Here is an 18,434-nt window from a genome sequence, read left to right on the forward strand (position 1 = left end):
GCCGCCGACCGCATTCCCCACGGAGCGCTCACCACCGGTCCTGGCCTGTGGACCATCGGCAGTGTGCGGTTGAGAAATGCGTGGCAGAGCTGGTAGTTGTTGCCGATGCGGGTAGTCCGGCCTCGGCGGCGGTCGCGGCTTGGTCGATGGCCTCGGGGCACAGGTTGGTCAGCTCGCTGGATTTCAGGTTGCCCCATGCGGATTCGCCGGGGTTGAGATCACAGGCATAGGGGGTAGTTTTTCGGTGGTCAGCCAGTCCCGACGAGATCACTTACGCCACCCGGATCGCTACCGCCCAACTCAATACCCGTGCCCATCTCCGGATGTGGGGCCGCCCACCACCCAAACCACGCACCCTGCGCCGCCGGTTCATGTATGCCCTCGAGGAACGATGCATCGACCCCGGTCGAATACGAAGCGATCATGTCCCCAGCAGCAGCCGGTCAGGTTGCACAACCACTGTCACCCGACCGTGCAGCCACCTCTGGTTCGAACCTGCGCCCGCACAGCTGGCAATTTTCGGGCAGACTGTGTGGCATGTTTTCGCCGAAGGTCTCCGCTTTCGATATCTGGCTGCTGTGCTGTCGAGGCAGCGTCGGTGGAATGTTCTTCCTCGGTGCCATCCGCAAGGTGAACGATTCCGCCTGGTTCCAGGAACAATTCATCGAGATGGGCGCTCCGATCCCTGCACTGACCGCTCCGTTGACCGCGTGGGCCGAATTGGTCTTCGGCCTGGCGCTGGTTGTGGGTGCGCTCACCAGGATCGCCGCACTCGCGCTATCGGCGACCATGGTCGGCGCGTTGCTGTTGGTGACCATTCCCGCGATCAGCGACGATTACAGTACGCCCAAGGATCTACTCAGCAATCTTTTCTACGCGTCAGAATGGCTGCTCCTGCTGCTCTTGTTGCTGCTCGTACTGGTCGGCGCAGGGCGGTTCGCGCTGGACCATCGGCTGGCCGACACCCGGTGGCGGGTCGTAGTCGATCCGGTGCCGGGACTCACCCGATAGTGCTGGGGCGATAGACAAAGCGTGGCGCCCCGGCTCAGGTCGTGCCGAGTATGGACCTGAGCCGGGGCGCTCGAATCACTATCCGGATCTTTTCTGCGCTGCACCTCGGGGAGCTACAGCTGTCGACAATGTCGACGGACCACCGCTGATATGGGTAAGCGTGGACTCGTGCAGGTGGATCTCGCAGCCCACGTAGTCACACCGCTCCGCCACCTTCGGACCTCGACACTCACACCGATATCGGCGTGAAATCGCGACTGCCGATATATTCCGGTCGCCGCGCTGGCGCGGCGAACGGCTCGACCAGCGTGTTCTCCACGCTGTTGAACACAATGAAGATGTTCGAGCGCGGGAACGGTGTGATGTTGTTCGCCGATCCATGCATCAGATTGGAGTCGAACAACAGCGCCGAACCGGCCTGGCCGGTGAACTGAGTGACCCCGTACCGCTCCGCCAGCACGGTGATGTCCTCAGTCGTCGGCACTCCGATCTCCTGCTCCCGCAACGACTCCCGGTAATGCTCAGCAGGAGTGCTACCCAGGCACGGCACGAAGGTGCGGTGCGAGCCCGGCATCACCATCAAGCTGCCATTGAAGGGGTAGTTGTCCGTCAGCGCGATCGAAAGACTCACCGCACGCGGTATAGGCATGCCGTCTTCGGCGTGCCAGGTCTCGAAATCCGAGTGCCAGTAGAAACCGGTACCGCGGAATCCTGGCATGTAGTTGACTCTGCTCTGGTGCACATACACTTCCGAACCGAGCACCTGCTGGGCCAACTCGAGCACTCGAGGCCGACGGACAAGTTCTGCGACCGCCGCACTGAGCTTGTGCACCTCGAAGATCGATCGGACCCGATTCGAGGTCTTCTCCACGATGAGTCGGTCGTCATCGCGCAGTATGGGATCCTCTGCGAGGCTGCGGATCTCGCCACTGAACTCGGTCACCTCGGCGGGGGTGATCATCTCATCAAGGATGACGAACCCGTCGGAGTCGAAAGACTCGAGCTCCGGGCGCTCAATCTTGCCCCACACCGTCGAGTCGGCGCGTTCCAAGTGAGGAGCGGGCGTAGCGAGACGAGTCGGGTAACGATCGTAGCGATCGACCTCGAACCGAGTATCGGTGTGCTGCAGAACCATTAGTGTCCCTAACCTCCGATCGTCGCGGCTACCAGCGGATAGACGCCGTTACTGTCGTGAACCTCCTGCCCCGTGACCGGCGGGTTGAACACGCACATCATCCTCATCTGGGTACGTACCTCGATGCGGTGGCGCTCATGCCCGTCGAGTAGGTACATCGAGCCCGGGGCGAGCTCGTAGACAACATCGTTGTCCAAGTCGGTCAGTGTTCCCTCCCCTTCGATGAGCCATACAGCTTCCACGTGGTTCAGGTAGTGGAACTCGTGCGTCGTACCCGCCTCGATGGTGGTTTCGTGGAAAGAGAAACCGGCACCGTCGCCGCCGAGGACGATGCGCTTGCTGCGCCACCCCTTGCCCGCGACGTCACGCTCGGTATCGGTGATCTCCGCCGTTGTACGCACGATCATACGATTGCTCCGATCCCGCTGCAGACCGACTCCACAGCGTCAGTGAGAATGTGCAAGCCATGATCGAGTTCTTGCTCGGTGACCGTCAAGGGCGGCAGCAGTTTCACTACCTCGTCGGTGGAACCGGAGGTTTCCACCAACAGACCGCGCTCGAAAGCGATCTGGCAGACCTTGCCCGCCTGTGAAGGATCCTCGAACACGATGCCCTGCACCAAGCCACGACCACGGGTGGAAACACCGGAGAAGTGTTCGGCCAGCTCCCCGAGGGTGCGCTCGATCCGCTCGCCTTTGGCTTCGGTCGCGGTCACGAGAGCATCGTCGGACCAGTAGTGGCGCAGCGCGGCCGTCGCGGTGATGAATGCGGGGTTGTTGCCGCGGAAGGTGCCGTTGTGTTCTCCCGGCGACCACTGGTCCAGCTCCGGCTTGAACAGCACCAAGGCCATCGGCAAGCCATAGCCCCCGATCGACTTCGACAGCGTGACGATATCGGGCTTGATACCAGCGATCTCGAAAGAGAAGAACGGCCCGGTACGCCCACAACCCATTTGCACATCGTCGACGATCAACGGGATTTCCCTGACCGCACACAACTCGGCGAGATGGCGTAGCCATTCCGCGCGCGCGACATTGACCCCACCTTCGCCCTGCACGGTTTCCACGATCACCCCCGCAGGACGATCGAAGCCTGAGGAGGTATCGTCGAGCACCTTCTCCATCCACTGGAAGTCGATAGTGGTGCCGTCGAAGTAGCCGTCATAGGGCATGTGCGCGGCGTGCACCAACGGCACGCCGGCGCCCGCGCGCTTGGCTGCGTTACCGGTGACCGACAGTGCGCCGAGGGTCATGCCGTGGAAGGCGTTGGTGAAACTGATGATCGTCTCGCGGCCGGTGATTTTGCGGGCGAGTTTGAGCGCGGCCTCGACAGCATTCGCACCGGTCGGGCCAGGGAATTGAACCTTGTAATCCAAATCGCGCGGGACAAAGAGAGTCTCGTGCAATGTCGTCAACAGATCCCGTTTGGCCGTAGTGGACATGTCCAAACCATGGGTGACGCCGTCGCCTGCGATGTAGTCCAGCAACGGACGCTTGAGCACATCATTGTTGTGGCCGTAGTTCAGCGCGCCGGCGCCGGCGAAGAAGTCCAGGTAGTCCCGACCTTCCTCATCATGCAACCAACTGCCCTTAGCAGTGGTGAACACCGTTGGCCAGGAGCGGCAATAGCCGCGCACATTCGACTCTAAACTCTCGAAAACAGTGGTATCGCTATTGATCATCGATCCTCCTCGATGGTGCGGACGGTCGGCGCGATGTAATACAGCTCTTCGGGCTCGTGACCGTCCGGAAATTCGTCGGAATCGAACAAGGGGCGCCTGGAAAGGTCGGCCTCTCTCGTTTCCGCTACCGACGTGAATAGGGCAATAGATGCGGCGTTATCCGGCGCGATCGTCGTCTCGAGCACCGAAACACCCTGGGCAGCAACGCTGTTGAGCAAGGTATGCAGCAGCTGGGCGGCAATGCCGCGGCCACGCTGCGAGTGATCCACCGCGATCTGCCACACGAAAACCGTGTCGGGCGCCTGCGGGCGTATGAATCCGATCACGAATCCCACGACACGGCCGTCTACCTCGGCAACCACCGAGGTTCGGGCGAAATCACGGCACCACAGCAGATACGCGTAGCTCGAATTGACATCGAGCACCGCTGAATCCTTGGCGATTCTCCACATCGGAGCACCGTCGCCCTCGCGAGGCGTGCGCAGAACTACGGCCGGTCCGGCATCACTCCGGGTCGGGGTGCCCCCCAGGGCGGCCGCGGCATTTTCTGCACGCGAACGCTCGAGCTGCGCTGGGGACAGGGTAGGTAATGACATGCAACTCCCTCGTCGGGTCGGCAGTACTAATCCAGGTTTCCGAAACGACTTTGAGGTCAACCTGTCGACTTCTTTACGTTCGTATTACAGCTAGATGTCCTCCCATCGGGGTAGATGCATAATGAACCGTGCGCCGCCACCCGGCCGCTCGATACACTCGACTCGACCGCGATGCGTAGCGACAGTTTCAGCGACCAGAGCGAGGCCGATCCCTGTCCCAGTCGGCGAGCGACGCCCACTGCGGGCAGTGGCGAATCGCTCGAAGATACGTGCCCGGTCCGCGAGTGGCACGCCGGGACCAGCGTCGTCGACGGTGATCACCGCCCCCCCATTGTCGCCGCGTACCGCGACTGCGACCACGCCGCCGCCATGCCGGTCCGCATTGTGCAGCAAATTGGCTACCGCACGTTCCAGCTCCAGTTTGCGGCCGCGCACCGTGACGTCCTGCTCGACCTCGAGCAGCTCTGCCGGGTAGCGGCGGTCGGCCAGGGTATGAGTGAGCAGATCACGCACTGACAGTGGTTCGGCATCTCTGTTGTGCATGCCCGCCTCTACCCGGGCCAACGCGAGCAGGTCATCCAGCAACCTACGGAGATGATCGACTTCAGCGGTGACCAGGGCCAGGGCGCGCTGCGAACGTTCCGGAAGCTCGTCCCGGTGCCGATTGAGCACGTCGACACTGGCCATCAGGGTGGTCAGCGGGGTTCGTAGCTCGTGGCTGACGTCACCGAAGAGTCGATGTTCGCGCTCGATCCGTCGCTGCAGCGAATCCACCATGGTGTTGAACGATTCGACCGTGACAGCGAGGTCTTGATCGTGGGTGGCGGACAGGCGCAGGTCGAGATCACCGGAAGCGATCCGCGCGGCGGCACGGGCGAGCTGATGCAGCGGGGTCAGCACCCGCCTGCTCGCCCACCAGCCGATCGCCGCGCCGATCAGGGTAACCACCACAGCACAGCCGATCAGCACATTGCGCAGCAGCTCCAGATCAGCATCGAGGTCGGCGGACGGCTCGGTGCTCGCACGCTGCCGTTGCGTCTCCAGGTAGCCGCGGCTGATGGCGAACACCGAGACCACCAACACCGACGACATCAACGCGGCGATAGCCGCGAAAGCAGCGGTCACCCGGCCGCGCAGGCTCCATGCGTTCGGACTCCAGCGTTTGGCTTTTTCGTCGCGTTCAGCGTTGGACATCGAGCCGATAGCCGAGGCCGCGCACCGTCACCACGATGCACGGATCGGACGGATCCCGTTCGATCTTGGTACGCAACCGGCGCAGATGCACGTCAACGATGCGCTCGTCACCGAAGAACCCCCGATCCCAGACGCGTTCGAGCAGTACTGTACGGCTGAGCACCCGACCTGGCGACTCCGCGAGCTCACACAGCAGCCGGAATTCCGTGAGTGTGAGCCGGATCTCCTCGTCGCCGCGGCGCACGACGCCGCTGTCCTGCGCGAGCACCAACGGGGCGGTCTCGTCGGCATCCAGCACCATTTCCTGAGGTGCGTCCCGCTCGGCGCTCAGCCGGGCGCGGCGGCGCACCGCGCGCATGCGGGCGGTGATCTCCTTGATCTCGAACGGTTTGGTGACGAAGTCGTCGGCGCCTGCCTCCAAGGCGGCCACTACGTCATGGGTGTCGTCACGGGCACTCACCACAATGATCGGCACGTCGTGGTCACGACGGATCTCTCGGATGCATTCGAATCCGTCCATACCCCCGAGCATCAGGTCGACGATCATCACATCGGGAACGCCGTTGCTGCGCAGATGGGTGAGCGCGTCCTCGGCTTCCTCCGCCTCGTCTACGTCGTATCCCTCGTCTTCCATGGCGAGGCGTAATGCGCCCCGGACCCGGTCGTCGTCCTCCACGATCATCAGGTTTGCGCTCAAGACCTTATCCCTTGCAGACATGCGGAAGCACGCCACGATGCGGACAACCGCATCCTCGATATCGACGCGACCTTCCGCTTTCGAGCAACCTTGCTCGATTTCGGATACCCGGGATCCCAGCCGGTAAACGTCCGGCAGACCAGCACCACAATCACCTGCCCGCCACCGGATGTGACCCACTGCACAGGCTCGGCGGTGTCCGGATCATCCCCTTCCCGCACCGTCAACCACCGGATAAAATTCGAACTTCGCGCCCCTGCAGCCGAATTACTTTCGGCCGCAGGGCCTTTTACCTGTACAGGATATCACGCCTGCTCTCCGGCGAGCACCGTGGGAGAACGGTACGCACGTAGTCACGAAAGCGGGGCCGCGCTCAGCCCGAGCAGTGCTGTGTCCCTCCGTGGCCACATCCGGTGACAAGGCTCACGACGATTCTCGAGATACGCAGGCTACTCAAGCACTTCCCTGCGCGAATCACCCGAGGCCCTGGCTGCGGTTCTTTCGAATAGAGGTTCGATGTCGCTGAAGTGGTACGCACCCAGCCCTCGGCTCACCCACGATCTACGGCACCCCGCACCCAGCCGAGATCTACTACCGTCGGATACCCGCCGAGCTCGCTGTCGTAGGGGTTCTGTGCGACAGTCATCGAACCTGTCAGGGGGCGCACAATATGCCAACCGAAACCGGACTGATCGACCACCGGCTCCGAGGTAGTGATCGATGACACATGCACGACCATCTCGTCAGCGTCATAGGTGAACTCACAGTCGACCATCGAGCAGGAAACCGCCGCCGAAATCAGCGAAGTCACTACCTCATCCAGCACAAGTCTGATATCGGTTACCTCGTCCAAGGCAAAATCTCCGTTGAGGGCTACAGTCTCGGTGAGAGCGCGCAACATGACCAACTGCCCCGATCGCGCGGGCACGCGCACTCCGACAGTTGTCGTATCGGTATGGGGTCGGGAAGTCCACTCCCCCATTACCCATCACCACCTTGTTCTTGCGGCCACTGCACAACACTCCGGGTGCCGACGCGTCTGTCCGCCGAGCCTCCGCACGGATCGACTGCGCGCTTCCGTGCTCAGTTCATACACCCAATGCCGTTCGCATCGATGGATAGCGCGGAAAGAGCGACCGCACCCCGGTGACCTCCAGCGCCCGCTCGACTCCTGATCCACCCGCAACGATCCGCAGATCCGGACCATCGGACCGGCCTGTCCGCAGCGCACCGAGACCCACGGCCGCGCGCAAGCTCAAGAATCTCGTCACCCGCAGATCGATCACCACGGCATTGCATGATGATTGCAGTGCTCGGTCGACCGTGTCGAAGAACTCAGCTGATACGGCGGCGTCCAACTCGCCTTCGACCCGAACCACCACGCATTCTTGCCGGCGATCCACCTGCTGTGCCCACGACAGGCCGCCGCGACGATGTCCCGGACCCGAACCCTCGAGAGGCTCGCTCTCGGCGGGCTCTCGTAGCAGAGAAATGGCAGACAAGTCGAACCTCCCATGTAGGGGATTCCAGTTCTCCGCGACAGCTGGGCGGGGGCGATAGGGAACGAATCGGTTGTCGCGCCGTCCCATCGACCGGCGGCGCCGAATGCGTCGAACCGGGATCGGCTGTGCTCTCAACCTTTCTATAGTGTGGCATGGCCGACCCGTTCCCGACAGCGTTCAGCCGCTGTTGTGGGAATCGGGTCGCGGGCGATATGGACAGCACCCGCAGTTCAAGGACAGCACAGCGGCCTCGACCGGAACGCCCTCAGCGCGGGGACGCGCTCGCCTTCTGGGCGAGATAGCGATGCATCGCCCAATTCAGGCCGCGCATCGCAAGAATGTAGGCAGGTGGGAAATAGCGCTGGGCCCACAAACCCACGCGAATATCACCTGAGGTGAAGATCAGGTATCGGTTGCGCTCGACAGCACATACGATCGATCGCGCCGCCGCCTCAGGCGTCACAGCGTGCCGCATGAACAACGACATCCCGCGCTGCACCGCTTCGGCCGTGCGGTCGACACCTGCGATATCGACGCTGTCGACCATGGGCGTGGCCATCGCGCCCGGACACACCAGGCTTACTCGAATGCCGTGGCGAGCCAGGTCGAAGCGCAATACCTCCGATACCCCACGGAGGCCGAACTTGCCCGCGCTGTACGGTGCATGCCACGGCAACCCGAACAGGCCGGCGGCCGAGGACACGTTTACCACGTGGCCGCCACGGCCTGCCGCGATCATCGGCGGGACGAACGCTTCGATCACATGGATCGGGCCCATGAGATCGATATCGATGGTGCGTCGCCACTGCTCATGCGTCAGCTGGTCGACGGTGCCCCAGGTGGCGATTCCGGCCACATTCATGACGATGTCGACACTGCCCACCTCGGCATGCACCGTGGCGGCCAGCGCGACAACCTGGTCGTAGTCACTGACGTCGGCGGTAGTGGCCACAGGTACGACCGCTCCCAGCGCACGTGTCATAGCAGCAGTCCGCGCGAGCCCTTCGGCAGCGATATCCGTCAGGATGAGTATCGCCCCCTCATCCGCGACTGCGAGGGCGATACTGCGACCGAGTCCGCTGGCTGCGCCGGTGATCAAGCAGGTCTTGCCGCGGAACTTCGTCATAGGCGACGACCATACGCAAACATGAACACCACTGTCTATGAAAATGGAGGACAGTGCCCCGAGAGCTACGCGGGCAGAATCACCGATCCTCGCCCAGGCTTCCCCGCCATGGAACAGGAGCTACCGCTGCTGTGATGTTGTCACCACCGCCACAGCGCAAGGCGAACTCGGCCAACGCGGTGGCCGCCGCCGCCGGAGTCAACCCCTCGACCTGTTCGGACAAAGCAGAAAAATCAGGCAGATAGTTCCACAGACCATCCGAACACAACAGCAGCACGCCAGGACCCGTGGTGCGCATCGCCCGCACGCAATTGTCTGCCCACGGCTTCGGCTGACTGTCCGCGCCGAGCCAACGGATCAGCGTATGCGCCCGCGGATCGGTCATCGCCTTTCCTTCGTCCAGCACACCGACGTCGACCAGCGCTTGCGCTAAAGAATCGTCGACTGTCAGCCGCTGCGAAGGTACGTTACCCGGTCGAGCTGGCAGTTCTTGGCGCAGCCAGTACGCGCGGCTGTCTCCCACATTGGCGACGGTGATATCGGTACCGGCCCCATTGGGCACCATGATGGCGGACACATACGTGCACGAAGGAGCAGGACCGCCGAAAACATCGACATCGTGTACGGCCTGCGCAGCGGCCTCCAGCCCGGCCGTTATGGCGCCGATCGCGGGTTGTCCGGCGGTAAGCGCGACAACGATGGCACCGACACCGGCTTGGACCGCCGCCTCGGATGCCACCTGTGGTCGCACCGAGCTCGAGACTCCGTCACTCACCGCGATCACGACAGCCGTAGGCACTCCGGACACTGTGCCGTCGATCACGCCCGCGGCGACGGCGTCCTCGTTGCGCTCATGGACGATCCCTCGGTCGGTGAGCACAGCGACTGCGCCGAGATCGGCTTCGGAACGGTCCGGCACCGTCCGAGGTCGACTGCAGTACACGCACTGCCCGTCGGCGCTGAATCGAACACCGCCACAGTCCGGGCATGGTGGCCAGTCGTGAACAGGTAAGGCGACATACCGGTAGCCGAGTTCGCGTCCGCAGGACACGCAATAACGGCTGTCGAGACCAACGGTCGCGCACCCCGCGCAGCGTAGCCGGGCGCCAACGTCGCTCATCGGACGATCACGAGTCCGGACTGCGGCACTGTGGCGACCATATCTGTGGCGTGGCCGGGAACTCGCCGACCCCACCGTAAACACAGTGGCCTGTCTCCGATGCGACCTTCCATACCGTCCTCCTTCGTCCCCGGCCGGCCGACTCCGCTCGCGATAGTACGGGAGCTTTTCGAGTGTCGGATTCCTGTGCTGGATCGGCTGGATCGCCATCCCCGTCACAACGCGCCGACGACACGCCGATGCTGCAGCATCGAACGACCGGACACGAACCGAACCACCCGATCCATCGATGAATACCTGCCTACAGGATCGACCTGCGCAGATAGCTGTGCCGGCCTCACGGGAATCCGTGTCTCGGCCCGACAACACGTACGCTGGACGCTCGGTCTCGTCAACGGACTCGGTCTACAAGGTTGCGTAGCAAGCGGTTTCGACAGCTTCGCCGAAATAATCCAGCTCTTCTGGAGTGAGCATGCCGAAGTAGGGCTCCAGTATTGCGCCTGTCAGTCTCTCCGCTTCCATGCGTTGGGGGCGAATCTCTTCCGAGTTACGGAAGGGTCCGTGGTAGCCCATACGTTCAGCGTAGGCAGGGCCGGTGCGAGGCGGAGGGTGAGGAGCGGAAAGGATGGCGTCGAGAGGCGTGAGCGCACAGGCGGTGATGGCCGCGATGTGGGCTGCGCCGCGAAGCTCACGAACCAGATGCAGGGTGAGGGCGGCACGGGCAGGCAGGGAGTCGGGAGCAGCGAGAGCGCGCCAACCGACGAACAAGACGCCCAGAGCGGAGGGTGCCGCGTCGATGATGCGACGGCCCAGTGTGTCGATAGTGTCGAGCTGGGCGGGGTCGTGACCAGCGAAGACGCGAGTTCCCCACTCAGTGATACGGTCGCGGTAGTGCAGGGCGACCTCGAAGTGGGTCAGACCCGCCGGGACGTTCTCCCAAGCCGAGCGGACCTTCTCGATGGGTTCGAAAGCGATTGCGGCAGCCGCTACTTCGACTGAGCAACTGCCGAGCACGCCGGCCCGGCCGACCACCCAGAACTGGGCTCCGGTGGCGAATCCCAGCTCGACTCCGTAGGCGTCGGTGGATTTCGCCAGCATCCAACTGCGACTGAATTGTTGGATCGGCTCATGTACACGATCGATGGTTTCCGCAGTAGTGGCGGTCGCCATGTTCCTAACCTACTTTCGTCGGAGCCAGCCATGCCTCGAGCACACCGGCAAGCTTCACCAGATCGGAAACAGCGATCCGTTCAGTCGACTGATGCGCTCGCTCGATCGAACCTGGACCGAAAACGACCAGTTCACGGGCCAACCCGGAATACCGGAGCGCATTGGTGCCGAACGGGGCCACCATCGGCTCCGTACCACACGCTTGCGCCAGGAATCGCACCAGGCCGCTATCAGGGCGCTGATAGAAAGGAGGAGTGCCGGGATCACCGTCCGGGCTCAGTGGCAACAGGGATCTGATCTCGCATGACACTGGGCACGCCGCACGGGCGATCGCCGAAAGTTGAGCTACTACCTCAGCCGGTTCCTCACCGGGAACAATGCGCCGCCCTACCGAGATCGAGCAGCGGTCCGGAATCACGTTGCTACCTGAACCGCCGGCGATCTGTGTGACCGATATGGTCCCGCGACCCAGTTCTGTGGTCGCGGGAAGCGATGCCAGGCGGGCATTCTCAGCAATGAACGCGGCGATGACCGGCGCCATCGCCTCGATAGCGTTGGACCCCAGTTCCGGCCGTGACGAGTGGGCCGCGATCCCGTGAGCGGTCACCTCGACCAGTACCAGTCCCTTCAACCCGTGCACTGGACGGAACTCGGTCGGCTCGGCCACCAGCATTTGGTCGATGATCAGCCCTCGCTCCCCGGACCATCGTCGGAAGTGAGTGGCCCCGAGAAGCCCACCCACTTCCTCGCTGACCGACCCGACGACCAGCAGGGTCGGCTCGGGCCGCCTCCCTTCCCGATTCCAGGACTCGAGCAGGGCCAGCAGCACTCCCATGGTCGCCTTGGTGTCCAAAGCTCCCCGACCCCAGACACTTTCGTCGGCAATTCGGCCGTCGAAGGGCGGGTCGGTCATATTCTCGACGGTCACGGTATCGGTGTGCACGTCGACCACCACCAGCCGATCCGATCGGCCGGGAAAACGGCCGTATACATTCGGCCTGCCTGGAAGCACCTCGTCCAGCACGACCTCATCGGCGCCGTACGCCTTGAATCGTTCAGCCAGCAGCAGCGCGAGCACCTGTTCACCGACCGGGCCGTGCTCCTGCGCGCGTGGTCCGGCCTGCAATGGGTTCACGCTCGGGACACGCACCAGCTCGGCGACCGATTCGGCTAGCCGCCACATATCCACCATGTCGGTACTAGGCACGGGCATCGAGGCTTTCTTGCGCGGGCATCGTCAATTCGTAGAGTTTGCCCGCGAAATCGAATTGGGCCTGCGTGTCGATGTCGATAGTCAGATTTTCGGCCTCGAACCACAGTGGGCGCGCACCGACCAAACCGATATTCGTGGCGGTGTGGCGGGTCATTATCGAGCAAGTGAAACCGAGCATGTAGAAGGTCGGCAATTCCTGCGACGGCCGGTGCCAACGTCCGAATCCGAAACCCATAGGATTATGATTCGAATCCAGAATATAATCTTTCATCGGATAGACTACGACAATCGAGTCCGCGGTGCCTTCCGTCCGATTCTCCCATGCTTCCACCACGGCTGCATGCTTGTCGAACAGCGGATCTGTGGCATGACACCACATTATGTCGTCGTCGCCGGGTACCTCCAGGCACACCTCGTTCACTACCGACTGGAAAGGGTAGGAATTCTCCGTGAGGTGCGGTTCTCGCTGCAGGAACGAAGCACCGTACTTGTCGGCGAATTCCTTGGTGGCCTCGTCCTCCGAGGACAAGTACACATCACGCGGATCTGCGGCGATATCCGTTAGTTTCGTCACAAGAATATCCAGCAGGGATTTACCTTGCGCGAACGGGCGAAAATTCTTGTTCGGTACCCGGCTCGACGAACGTTTGGCTGGGATGACATATTTCATTTCGGTCCTGTCTGACGAGGGAGCTGGCGAAGGGGTGTTGCCGCGGAGACCGAGATCAGTGGCTTTTGCTCCAGTCGAGAACGGCCGCAACAACGGGTGCGGGGGTTTTGGCCCAGCGCAGATGATCCAGTGGCGCACCCGCGGCAGCTGCGGTTATATGCTTGCGCTGGACCGGCGCAACGGTCAGGCGATCGACCAACTGGTCGACGACCGCGGGTGGCGTATGGTGGTCGCCGTCGACGGTCAGGACAAGAGTAGGGGTGGTGATGCCCGTCATCGTCTCGGCGACACCGAGGTGGTCGGGGAATTCACCGGTTCTGCTGGTGTGCGCCCAATCCCGCATGATGCCGGCGGGCTGCCGACCGCCGAAGCCCCAACCCGTCCAGTAACCGCAGATCGAAACCGTCGATACGACGAAAGCGCGCAACAGATGCGCCTGCCAGCCGCGCGAGCCATAAGCCCGCCAGTACGGCATACCGGCCGCGATCAGCACCAAGCCGTCCACGTCAACGCTGCCCGAGCGCGCGAGGTGCATCACCGCGATCTGGCCACCGAGCGAATGACCGAGCAAGATCGTACGCCGTCCCGTGCGGTATTCGCCCAATACCGCCAGTACCGCGCCGACATCATCGGACAGGTCGCCGTAATCGGCGCGGCTGCCCCGCCCTGCCTGTGGGGCACTGTCGCCGGTGCCGCGCAGATCTGCGACGGCCACGATCGCTCCGCTGGCACAGAGCGCCTCGGCCAATCGCCGGTAGTATCGGGCGGGAACACCCATGGCAGGCAGGACCAACACAACGATTTCGGCCTCTTCTCGGTCGTAGAGCTGAATCGAGAGTCGGTCGGTATCACGCTCGACGAAGAGTTGCATGGCCGCGAAATGTACTAGGCAGCATCATGTGTCGCAATCCATTGCGCGCGTTTCGGCCAGTGGGTCACCGTAATTTCGGGTGCGAAGTCGCAGGCTCCGGCCCGGCAGCAGAGCTGAGTTCTGAGAGCAGGGCGCGGATCGCCGGGCTCGCATCGGCACTACGACGCCAGGCCACCGAAACCTCCCGCTTGGGTTGGCGCCGCAACGGCCGACACACCAGCACATCGCCCAGCGGCGGTCGAGCCAGTCGCGGGATGAGCGCGAGCACACCGGCCTTGGCGACCAGCGATAGCTGTGTGGAGAAGTCATCGATCAGGTGCCGCACATCGGGCTCCTCGGGAACCTCGGCGAACAGCCGTCTGAACCATTGGTGACACACCGTTCCGCGGGGACTGCACACCCAGGAATATCCGGCCAGGTCTGCAATGGTGAGTGGGGTGTCCTGCGCTGCCAGAGGATGCGATCGGTGCATCACCACATCGCCGACGTCGGTGTGGAGCAGACGTTGGGTCATCGACGACGGCAGCGGATTCGGCAGCCCGTCCGCATCATGTACGATCGCGACGTCCGCCGTACCTGCGTCGACGCTACGCAGCGCCTCGTCCGGATCGTGCTCGACGATACGCACTTGCACGTTCGGACGGGACACCGCCAGCCCGGCGACGGCCGACGCCACAAGCCCTCGGATAGCGGTCGAGAAAGCCACGATTCGCAGAGTTCCGCGTGGCGTGCCTTGCGAAACTGCTTGCGCCGCTTCGATGCAGCGTTCCAGCTCCCGGAACACCGCAGGTGCGGCGTCCACGATGACTTGTCCGGCCGGGGTCAGCACCACCTTGCGCCCGGCCGGAGCGAGTACCGTCACGCCCAGCTGTCGTTCGAGTCGCTTGATTTGCTGGGATACCGCCGAGGCCGTGAACCCCAGTTCCTCGGCAGCTTGCACGATAGTTCCGAATGCCGCTACTGCCCGGAGCGCCCTTAGCCCCCCGATGTCAATCATGAACGGAGGCTACATGATACCGGTGAAAAAGTATCGCTTTACCGCTTCTGTGAGTGCGCGGCAAGATCATGCAATGACCGATACGCAGCTGCCCGCTGACGAACTCTTCGGAACCAATCTCGTCGCGATGGTGACTCCAATGCAGCCCGATGGCTCGCTGAGTGAACTCGGTCTGCGCACCTTGGTCGACCATCTACTCGCCACTCGCTGCGACGGCATCGTCGTCGGTGGCACCACCGGCGAATCCCCCACTCTGACCGCCGCCGAGTCGGTCGATCTGGTGCGCGCCGCGGCGCGCCGGGTTGGTGGCCGCGCGCGAGTCATCGCCGGTGTCGGTACCTACGACACCGCAGTCTCCGTGCGCCGAGCTCGCGAGGCCGCCGACGCAGGTGCCGACGCATTGCTTCTGGTCTGCCCCTATTACTCATGTCCGACACAGGCTGGGGTGGTGGCGCACTGCACAGCCGTGGCCGACGCCACCGAGTTGCCGGTGATGCTGTACGACGTGCCCGCGCGCACTGGCATGCCAATGGAGGCGAACACGCTCATAGAGCTGTCCGGACATCCACAGATCCGCGCGGTCAAGGACGCCAAGGGCGACCTGTTCGAAGCGATGTCGCTGCTCTCACACACTTCGCTGGCCTACTACTGCGGTATCGACGAACTCAATCTGCCCTATCTCGCCAGCGGCGCCACCGGCGTGGTGAGTGTGGTCGGCAACATCTGTGCCGACCGCATCGCGGATCTTATTGCCGCAGTCCGCAGTTTCGATCTGGACACAGCCCGAGCCATCCAGACCTCATTGCTACCGCTGACGGACTCCATCATGCACACCTCGCAAGGCGCCATCATGGCCAAGGCCGCACTGGTCGAACTCGGGGTCATCCCGCATGCGAGTGTGCGACTACCGCTGCTGGAATCACAGCCGGAACACTTGCGTCGGCTGGCCGATGCGCTCGCGATGTTGGTTGTACCCGCTTCCTGAACCCGCCCACACAGAGAGTCCTGGCACGACGTGGCTATCACTACATGGATAGATTTCCTGACACGCTGGAACGAAGGACAGGTGACTGCCGAGGAACTCACCGAATGGCAGACGTCGGCACTGCGGACCGTGCTCGGTCATGTCCACGAAAAGTCGCCGTTTTACCGCAGTCGGTTGGACGGCGTGGATCTCGAGATCGAATCCCTCGCGGATCTGCCACGCATCCCTTACACCACCAAGGACGATCTGCGCCAGGCACTGGACGATATGTTGTGCGGGCCGATCAGTGATGCGGCGTACTACTTCGAAACCACCGGTACCACCGGCCGACCGACCCCGTGCCCGCGCGCACCGATCGACTTCAAATGCAATTGGCTTCCGCTGGCGCACGCACTGCAGCGGATCGTCGACAAGCACTTCACCGACTCCGACGAACGCCCCGTACTGGCAGTGGTCGCACCCAACGACGTGCACTCGGCATGCCTGAGTATGTCGTTCGCGGCCGAGTACATAGGCATCACCAAGCTGGACCTGTTCCCGATCTCCCCCACGCTCGGCTTCGCCCGTTTCTTCGAGGTGCTGGTCGAACTGAAGGTCACCATGTTGTACTGCTCGCCCGGTCTGCTCATGGCACTGGCTGAAATGAGCTCCGCCTACGGTGTGGAAGTGCCTGAGGACCTGTTCGTCGAGGTACTGCTCACCACAGGTGAAATATGCTCGGACAGTATGCGGAATCTGCTGGCGCAGAGCTGGCAGGCCGAGGTGTACAACTTCAACTACGGCTCGCAGGAGGCCGGTGCTCCCGCTGCGGTCAGGCCCGACGGCGCTCAGATCATCATCGAACCCAGCTATCTGCTGGAAGTGCTCGATGTGGATACCGAGCAGACCCTCGGCTTCGAAGGTTACGGCGAACTGTGCCTGACCTCGTTGGTGCCGGGTCTCAAGCCGCTCATCCGCTACCGGACCGGCGACCTGTGTCGGATTACCAAGGACGAGCGAGGCCACCGCGCACTGCAGGTACTAGGGCGAGTGAAAGATCGCACTGAGATCGGTGGCCATCAACGTAGTGCCGCTGAGATCGACGACGCCGTTCTGGTCGATCCGGAACTGATCTACGGATACGAGGTCGAAGTGCGGTCCCGAGATGGAGCCGATCACCTGTTGGTGCGGGTGAAGGCAAAGGAAGGGACCAACCACGATGAGATCAAGAAACTGGTCGGCGGCCGGCTGACCGATTCCTTCGGAGTCACCGCCGAAGTCGAAATCCACCCACTGCTGGACCTCAAGAGCACCACTGGCGGCTGGGTGAGCTGGAAAACGGCCCGTATCAAAGATCTCCGGGTGCGGGTGGCCGACGATATCGAGGACCGTTCCGCAGACGATCTCGCACGCGCGGTCGAGAGGATGATCTGACATGACCGATCATATCCTCACCGGTGCAACAGGTTTTGTCGGCAGTCATCTGTTGGCGGATCTACTCGCGGACGACGCCACCGCGAGCGTGCACGCACTGGCCCGCGGCCGGGGCGAGCTGTCGTCCACCGACCGGATTCGCAAGGCGCTGACAGTCGCAGGTTTCGGCGCCGACGGCTCGGGCCGAGTACGTGTGGTGAACGGGGAACTCACCGAGCCGAAATGTGGGGTCGCCCCCGATGCGATCGAGCGCAGCGACGAGCCATTGGTCTTCTGGCACCTCGCGGCCTCGCTGCAATGGCGAAAAGGGAGGCGGAATCAGGTGTTCGCGACCAATGTCGCGGGCACCGGCCAAGCGCTGGAGCTGGCGAAGGCGGTCGGCGCGGATCTGTTTGTGTACATGTCCACCGCGTACACTTGCGGCACCCTATACGGTGACATCGCCGAGGAGCTGCACCACCCGTCCACATTCAGCAATGTGTACGAAGAAAGCAAGTGCACGGCAGAGCACGCGGTAGCCGGTTTCGAGGGACTGCGGACTCTGATCGTGCGCCCTTCGGTCATCGTGGGCACCTCGACCGACTATCGGCCCAGCGGCAGCTACACCGGACTCTACGGCTACCTGTCGGAACTGCGGAAGTTCAAGGAGATGCTGGGCGATTCCGATGAGTCGGTGCGATTCACCGCCGACCGGAACTGTCGTATCTCGTTCATCCCGGTGGATCACGTGGTTCAGGATGCCCGCGCCATCGTGAACACCGAGCTGACACAACCCGGTCAGAGTATTTACCACGTGAGTGGGAGCTCGGAATCCGCAGTCGGCGACTTCACCGACTACATGCTGAAGCTGCTCGGGCTGGAAGACCGGATCTACATAGTCAATGAGTATTTCGACGATCCATCCACTCTGGAAAGGTTCTTCGCCAAACGCATCGAATTCTTCTCCGACTACCTGCGCAAAGAAAAACGCTTCCGGCGCAGCGTGGGACCGGAGCGGGCCGTTTTCATCGACGAGCTCACCAAATTCATCGACGCCGAGAGCACGCTCTGAAC

At 62.7% G+C, this 18,434-nt stretch carries 20 protein-coding genes; 4 read left to right on the forward strand and 16 right to left on the reverse strand.

The window, feature by feature from the left end; translation table 11 throughout:
* Positions 1 to 28 precede the first annotated feature (28 nt).
* On the reverse strand, positions 29 to 271 hold the full coding sequence (locus ACX4ZE_RS17275) for a hypothetical protein (protein WP_480274478.1): 243 nt from the start codon (positions 269 to 271) through the stop codon (positions 29 to 31).
* A gap of 266 nt (positions 272 to 537) precedes the next feature.
* Between ACX4ZE_RS17275 and ACX4ZE_RS17280 the strand changes: the two genes are divergently transcribed.
* Positions 538 to 1,011: a DoxX family protein gene (locus ACX4ZE_RS17280; RefSeq protein WP_480274479.1), complete on the forward strand. Its 474-nt coding sequence runs from the start codon at positions 538 to 540 to the stop codon at positions 1,009 to 1,011.
* Positions 1,012 to 1,240: 229 nt separating this feature from the next.
* Here ACX4ZE_RS17280 and thpD read toward each other — a convergent pair whose 3' ends face one another.
* The 15 genes from thpD to ACX4ZE_RS17355 form a co-directional block, all read right to left on the reverse strand.
* Positions 1,241 to 2,146: an ectoine hydroxylase gene (gene thpD, locus ACX4ZE_RS17285; RefSeq protein ID WP_480274480.1), complete on the reverse strand. Its 906-nt coding sequence runs from the start codon at positions 2,144 to 2,146 to the stop codon at positions 1,241 to 1,243.
* 8 nt (positions 2,147 to 2,154) lie between these two features.
* Positions 2,155 to 2,553, reverse strand: coding sequence for an ectoine synthase (locus ACX4ZE_RS17290; RefSeq protein WP_480274481.1), 399 nt, complete (start codon positions 2,551 to 2,553; stop codon positions 2,155 to 2,157).
* The gene (gene ectB / locus ACX4ZE_RS17295; protein ID WP_480274482.1) at positions 2,550 to 3,827 is read right to left on the reverse strand and encodes a diaminobutyrate--2-oxoglutarate transaminase; all 1,278 of its coding nucleotides are present in this window, start codon (positions 3,825 to 3,827) and stop codon (positions 2,550 to 2,552) included. The genes ACX4ZE_RS17290 and ectB overlap by 4 nt, the downstream gene beginning before the upstream one ends.
* Positions 3,824 to 4,423, reverse strand: coding sequence for a diaminobutyrate acetyltransferase (gene ectA, locus ACX4ZE_RS17300; protein WP_480274483.1), 600 nt, complete (start codon positions 4,421 to 4,423; stop codon positions 3,824 to 3,826). Before ectA ends, ectB begins: the two co-directional genes overlap by 4 nt.
* Positions 4,424 to 4,513: 90 nt before the next feature.
* Positions 4,514 to 5,617: an ATP-binding protein gene (locus tag ACX4ZE_RS17305; protein ID WP_480274484.1), complete on the reverse strand. Its 1,104-nt coding sequence runs from the start codon at positions 5,615 to 5,617 to the stop codon at positions 4,514 to 4,516.
* On the reverse strand, positions 5,604 to 6,314 hold the full coding sequence (locus ACX4ZE_RS17310; RefSeq protein ID WP_480274485.1) for a response regulator transcription factor: 711 nt from the start codon (positions 6,312 to 6,314) through the stop codon (positions 5,604 to 5,606). The genes ACX4ZE_RS17305 and ACX4ZE_RS17310 overlap by 14 nt, the downstream gene beginning before the upstream one ends.
* 550 nt (positions 6,315 to 6,864) lie before the next feature.
* On the reverse strand, positions 6,865 to 7,242 hold the full coding sequence (locus ACX4ZE_RS17315; protein WP_480274486.1) for an anti-sigma factor: 378 nt from the start codon (positions 7,240 to 7,242) through the stop codon (positions 6,865 to 6,867).
* Positions 7,243 to 7,402: 160 nt separating this feature from the next.
* Positions 7,403 to 7,816: an STAS domain-containing protein gene (locus tag ACX4ZE_RS17320; protein WP_480274487.1), complete on the reverse strand. Its 414-nt coding sequence runs from the start codon at positions 7,814 to 7,816 to the stop codon at positions 7,403 to 7,405.
* Between the two features lie 265 nt (positions 7,817 to 8,081).
* Positions 8,082 to 8,942 carry an SDR family oxidoreductase gene (locus ACX4ZE_RS17325; protein ID WP_480274488.1) on the reverse strand — a complete coding sequence of 287 codons (861 nt, stop codon included), beginning with the start codon at positions 8,940 to 8,942 and terminating at the stop codon, positions 8,082 to 8,084.
* A gap of 79 nt (positions 8,943 to 9,021) precedes the next feature.
* Positions 9,022 to 9,861 (reverse strand): PP2C family protein-serine/threonine phosphatase, encoded by an 840-nt coding sequence (locus ACX4ZE_RS17330; RefSeq protein WP_480274489.1) that lies wholly within the window; start codon positions 9,859 to 9,861, stop codon positions 9,022 to 9,024.
* Positions 9,862 to 10,467: 606 nt separating this feature from the next.
* Positions 10,468 to 11,232: a helix-turn-helix domain-containing protein gene (locus ACX4ZE_RS17335; RefSeq protein ID WP_480274490.1), complete on the reverse strand. Its 765-nt coding sequence runs from the start codon at positions 11,230 to 11,232 to the stop codon at positions 10,468 to 10,470.
* Between the two features lie 4 nt (positions 11,233 to 11,236).
* Positions 11,237 to 12,445, reverse strand: a complete 1,209-nt coding sequence (locus tag ACX4ZE_RS17340; RefSeq protein ID WP_480274491.1) for a M20 family metallopeptidase — start codon at positions 12,443 to 12,445, stop codon at positions 11,237 to 11,239.
* Positions 12,432 to 13,115, reverse strand: a complete 684-nt coding sequence (locus tag ACX4ZE_RS17345; RefSeq protein WP_480274492.1) for a cytidylyltransferase domain-containing protein — start codon at positions 13,113 to 13,115, stop codon at positions 12,432 to 12,434. Before ACX4ZE_RS17345 ends, ACX4ZE_RS17340 begins: the two co-directional genes overlap by 14 nt.
* A 55-nt stretch (positions 13,116 to 13,170) precedes the next feature.
* Positions 13,171 to 13,986: an alpha/beta hydrolase family protein gene (locus tag ACX4ZE_RS17350; RefSeq protein ID WP_480274493.1), complete on the reverse strand. Its 816-nt coding sequence runs from the start codon at positions 13,984 to 13,986 to the stop codon at positions 13,171 to 13,173.
* A 64-nt stretch (positions 13,987 to 14,050) separates the two neighbouring features.
* A complete protein-coding gene (locus ACX4ZE_RS17355; protein WP_480274494.1) occupies positions 14,051 to 14,983 on the reverse strand; it encodes a LysR family transcriptional regulator in 933 nt (310 codons plus the stop codon).
* A gap of 73 nt (positions 14,984 to 15,056) precedes the next feature.
* Here ACX4ZE_RS17355 and dapA point away from each other — a divergent pair, with 73 nt between their 5' ends.
* The 3 genes from dapA to ACX4ZE_RS17370 all read left to right on the forward strand — a co-directional run bounded on the left by dapA (position 15,057) and on the right by ACX4ZE_RS17370 (position 18,432).
* Positions 15,057 to 15,968, forward strand: coding sequence for a 4-hydroxy-tetrahydrodipicolinate synthase (gene dapA, locus ACX4ZE_RS17360; protein ID WP_480274495.1), 912 nt, complete (start codon positions 15,057 to 15,059; stop codon positions 15,966 to 15,968).
* An 81-nt stretch (positions 15,969 to 16,049) separates the two neighbouring features.
* Positions 16,050 to 17,381 (forward strand): phenylacetate--CoA ligase family protein, encoded by a 1,332-nt coding sequence (locus ACX4ZE_RS17365; protein WP_480274496.1) that lies wholly within the window; start codon positions 16,050 to 16,052, stop codon positions 17,379 to 17,381.
* Between the two features lies 1 nt (position 17,382).
* Positions 17,383 to 18,432, forward strand: coding sequence for an SDR family oxidoreductase (locus ACX4ZE_RS17370; protein ID WP_480274497.1), 1,050 nt, complete (start codon positions 17,383 to 17,385; stop codon positions 18,430 to 18,432).
* The last annotated feature ends 2 nt before the right edge of the window (positions 18,433 to 18,434 follow it).

The sequence above is a fragment of the Nocardia sp. TBRC8007 genome, assembly GCF_056629435.1.

Excerpts from the sequence above, each read along its gene's own strand:
- ACX4ZE_RS17280 (WP_480274479.1), top strand. The coding sequence starts at position 538 with ATGTTTTCGCCGAAGGTCTCCGCTTTCGATATCTGGCTGCTGTGCTGT.
- thpD (WP_480274480.1), bottom strand. The coding sequence starts at position 2,146 with ATGGTTCTGCAGCACACCGATACTCGGTTCGAGGTCGATCGCTACGAT.
- ACX4ZE_RS17290 (WP_480274481.1), bottom strand. The coding sequence starts at position 2,553 with ATGATCGTGCGTACAACGGCGGAGATCACCGATACCGAGCGTGACGTC.
- ectB (WP_480274482.1), bottom strand. The coding sequence starts at position 3,827 with ATGATCAATAGCGATACCACTGTTTTCGAGAGTTTAGAGTCGAATGTG.
- ectA (WP_480274483.1), bottom strand. The coding sequence starts at position 4,423 with ATGTCATTACCTACCCTGTCCCCAGCGCAGCTCGAGCGTTCGCGTGCA.
- ACX4ZE_RS17305 (WP_480274484.1), bottom strand. The coding sequence starts at position 5,617 with ATGTCCAACGCTGAACGCGACGAAAAAGCCAAACGCTGGAGTCCGAAC.
- ACX4ZE_RS17325 (WP_480274488.1), bottom strand. The coding sequence starts at position 8,942 with ATGACGAAGTTCCGCGGCAAGACCTGCTTGATCACCGGCGCAGCCAGC.
- ACX4ZE_RS17335 (WP_480274490.1), bottom strand. The coding sequence starts at position 11,232 with ATGGCGACCGCCACTACTGCGGAAACCATCGATCGTGTACATGAGCCG.
- ACX4ZE_RS17340 (WP_480274491.1), bottom strand. The coding sequence starts at position 12,445 with ATGCCCGTGCCTAGTACCGACATGGTGGATATGTGGCGGCTAGCCGAA.
- ACX4ZE_RS17345 (WP_480274492.1), bottom strand. The coding sequence starts at position 13,115 with ATGAAATATGTCATCCCAGCCAAACGTTCGTCGAGCCGGGTACCGAAC.
- ACX4ZE_RS17350 (WP_480274493.1), bottom strand. The coding sequence starts at position 13,986 with ATGCAACTCTTCGTCGAGCGTGATACCGACCGACTCTCGATTCAGCTC.
- ACX4ZE_RS17355 (WP_480274494.1), bottom strand. The coding sequence starts at position 14,983 with ATGATTGACATCGGGGGGCTAAGGGCGCTCCGGGCAGTAGCGGCATTC.
- dapA (WP_480274495.1), top strand. The coding sequence starts at position 15,057 with ATGACCGATACGCAGCTGCCCGCTGACGAACTCTTCGGAACCAATCTC.
- ACX4ZE_RS17370 (WP_480274497.1), top strand. The coding sequence starts at position 17,383 with ATGACCGATCATATCCTCACCGGTGCAACAGGTTTTGTCGGCAGTCAT.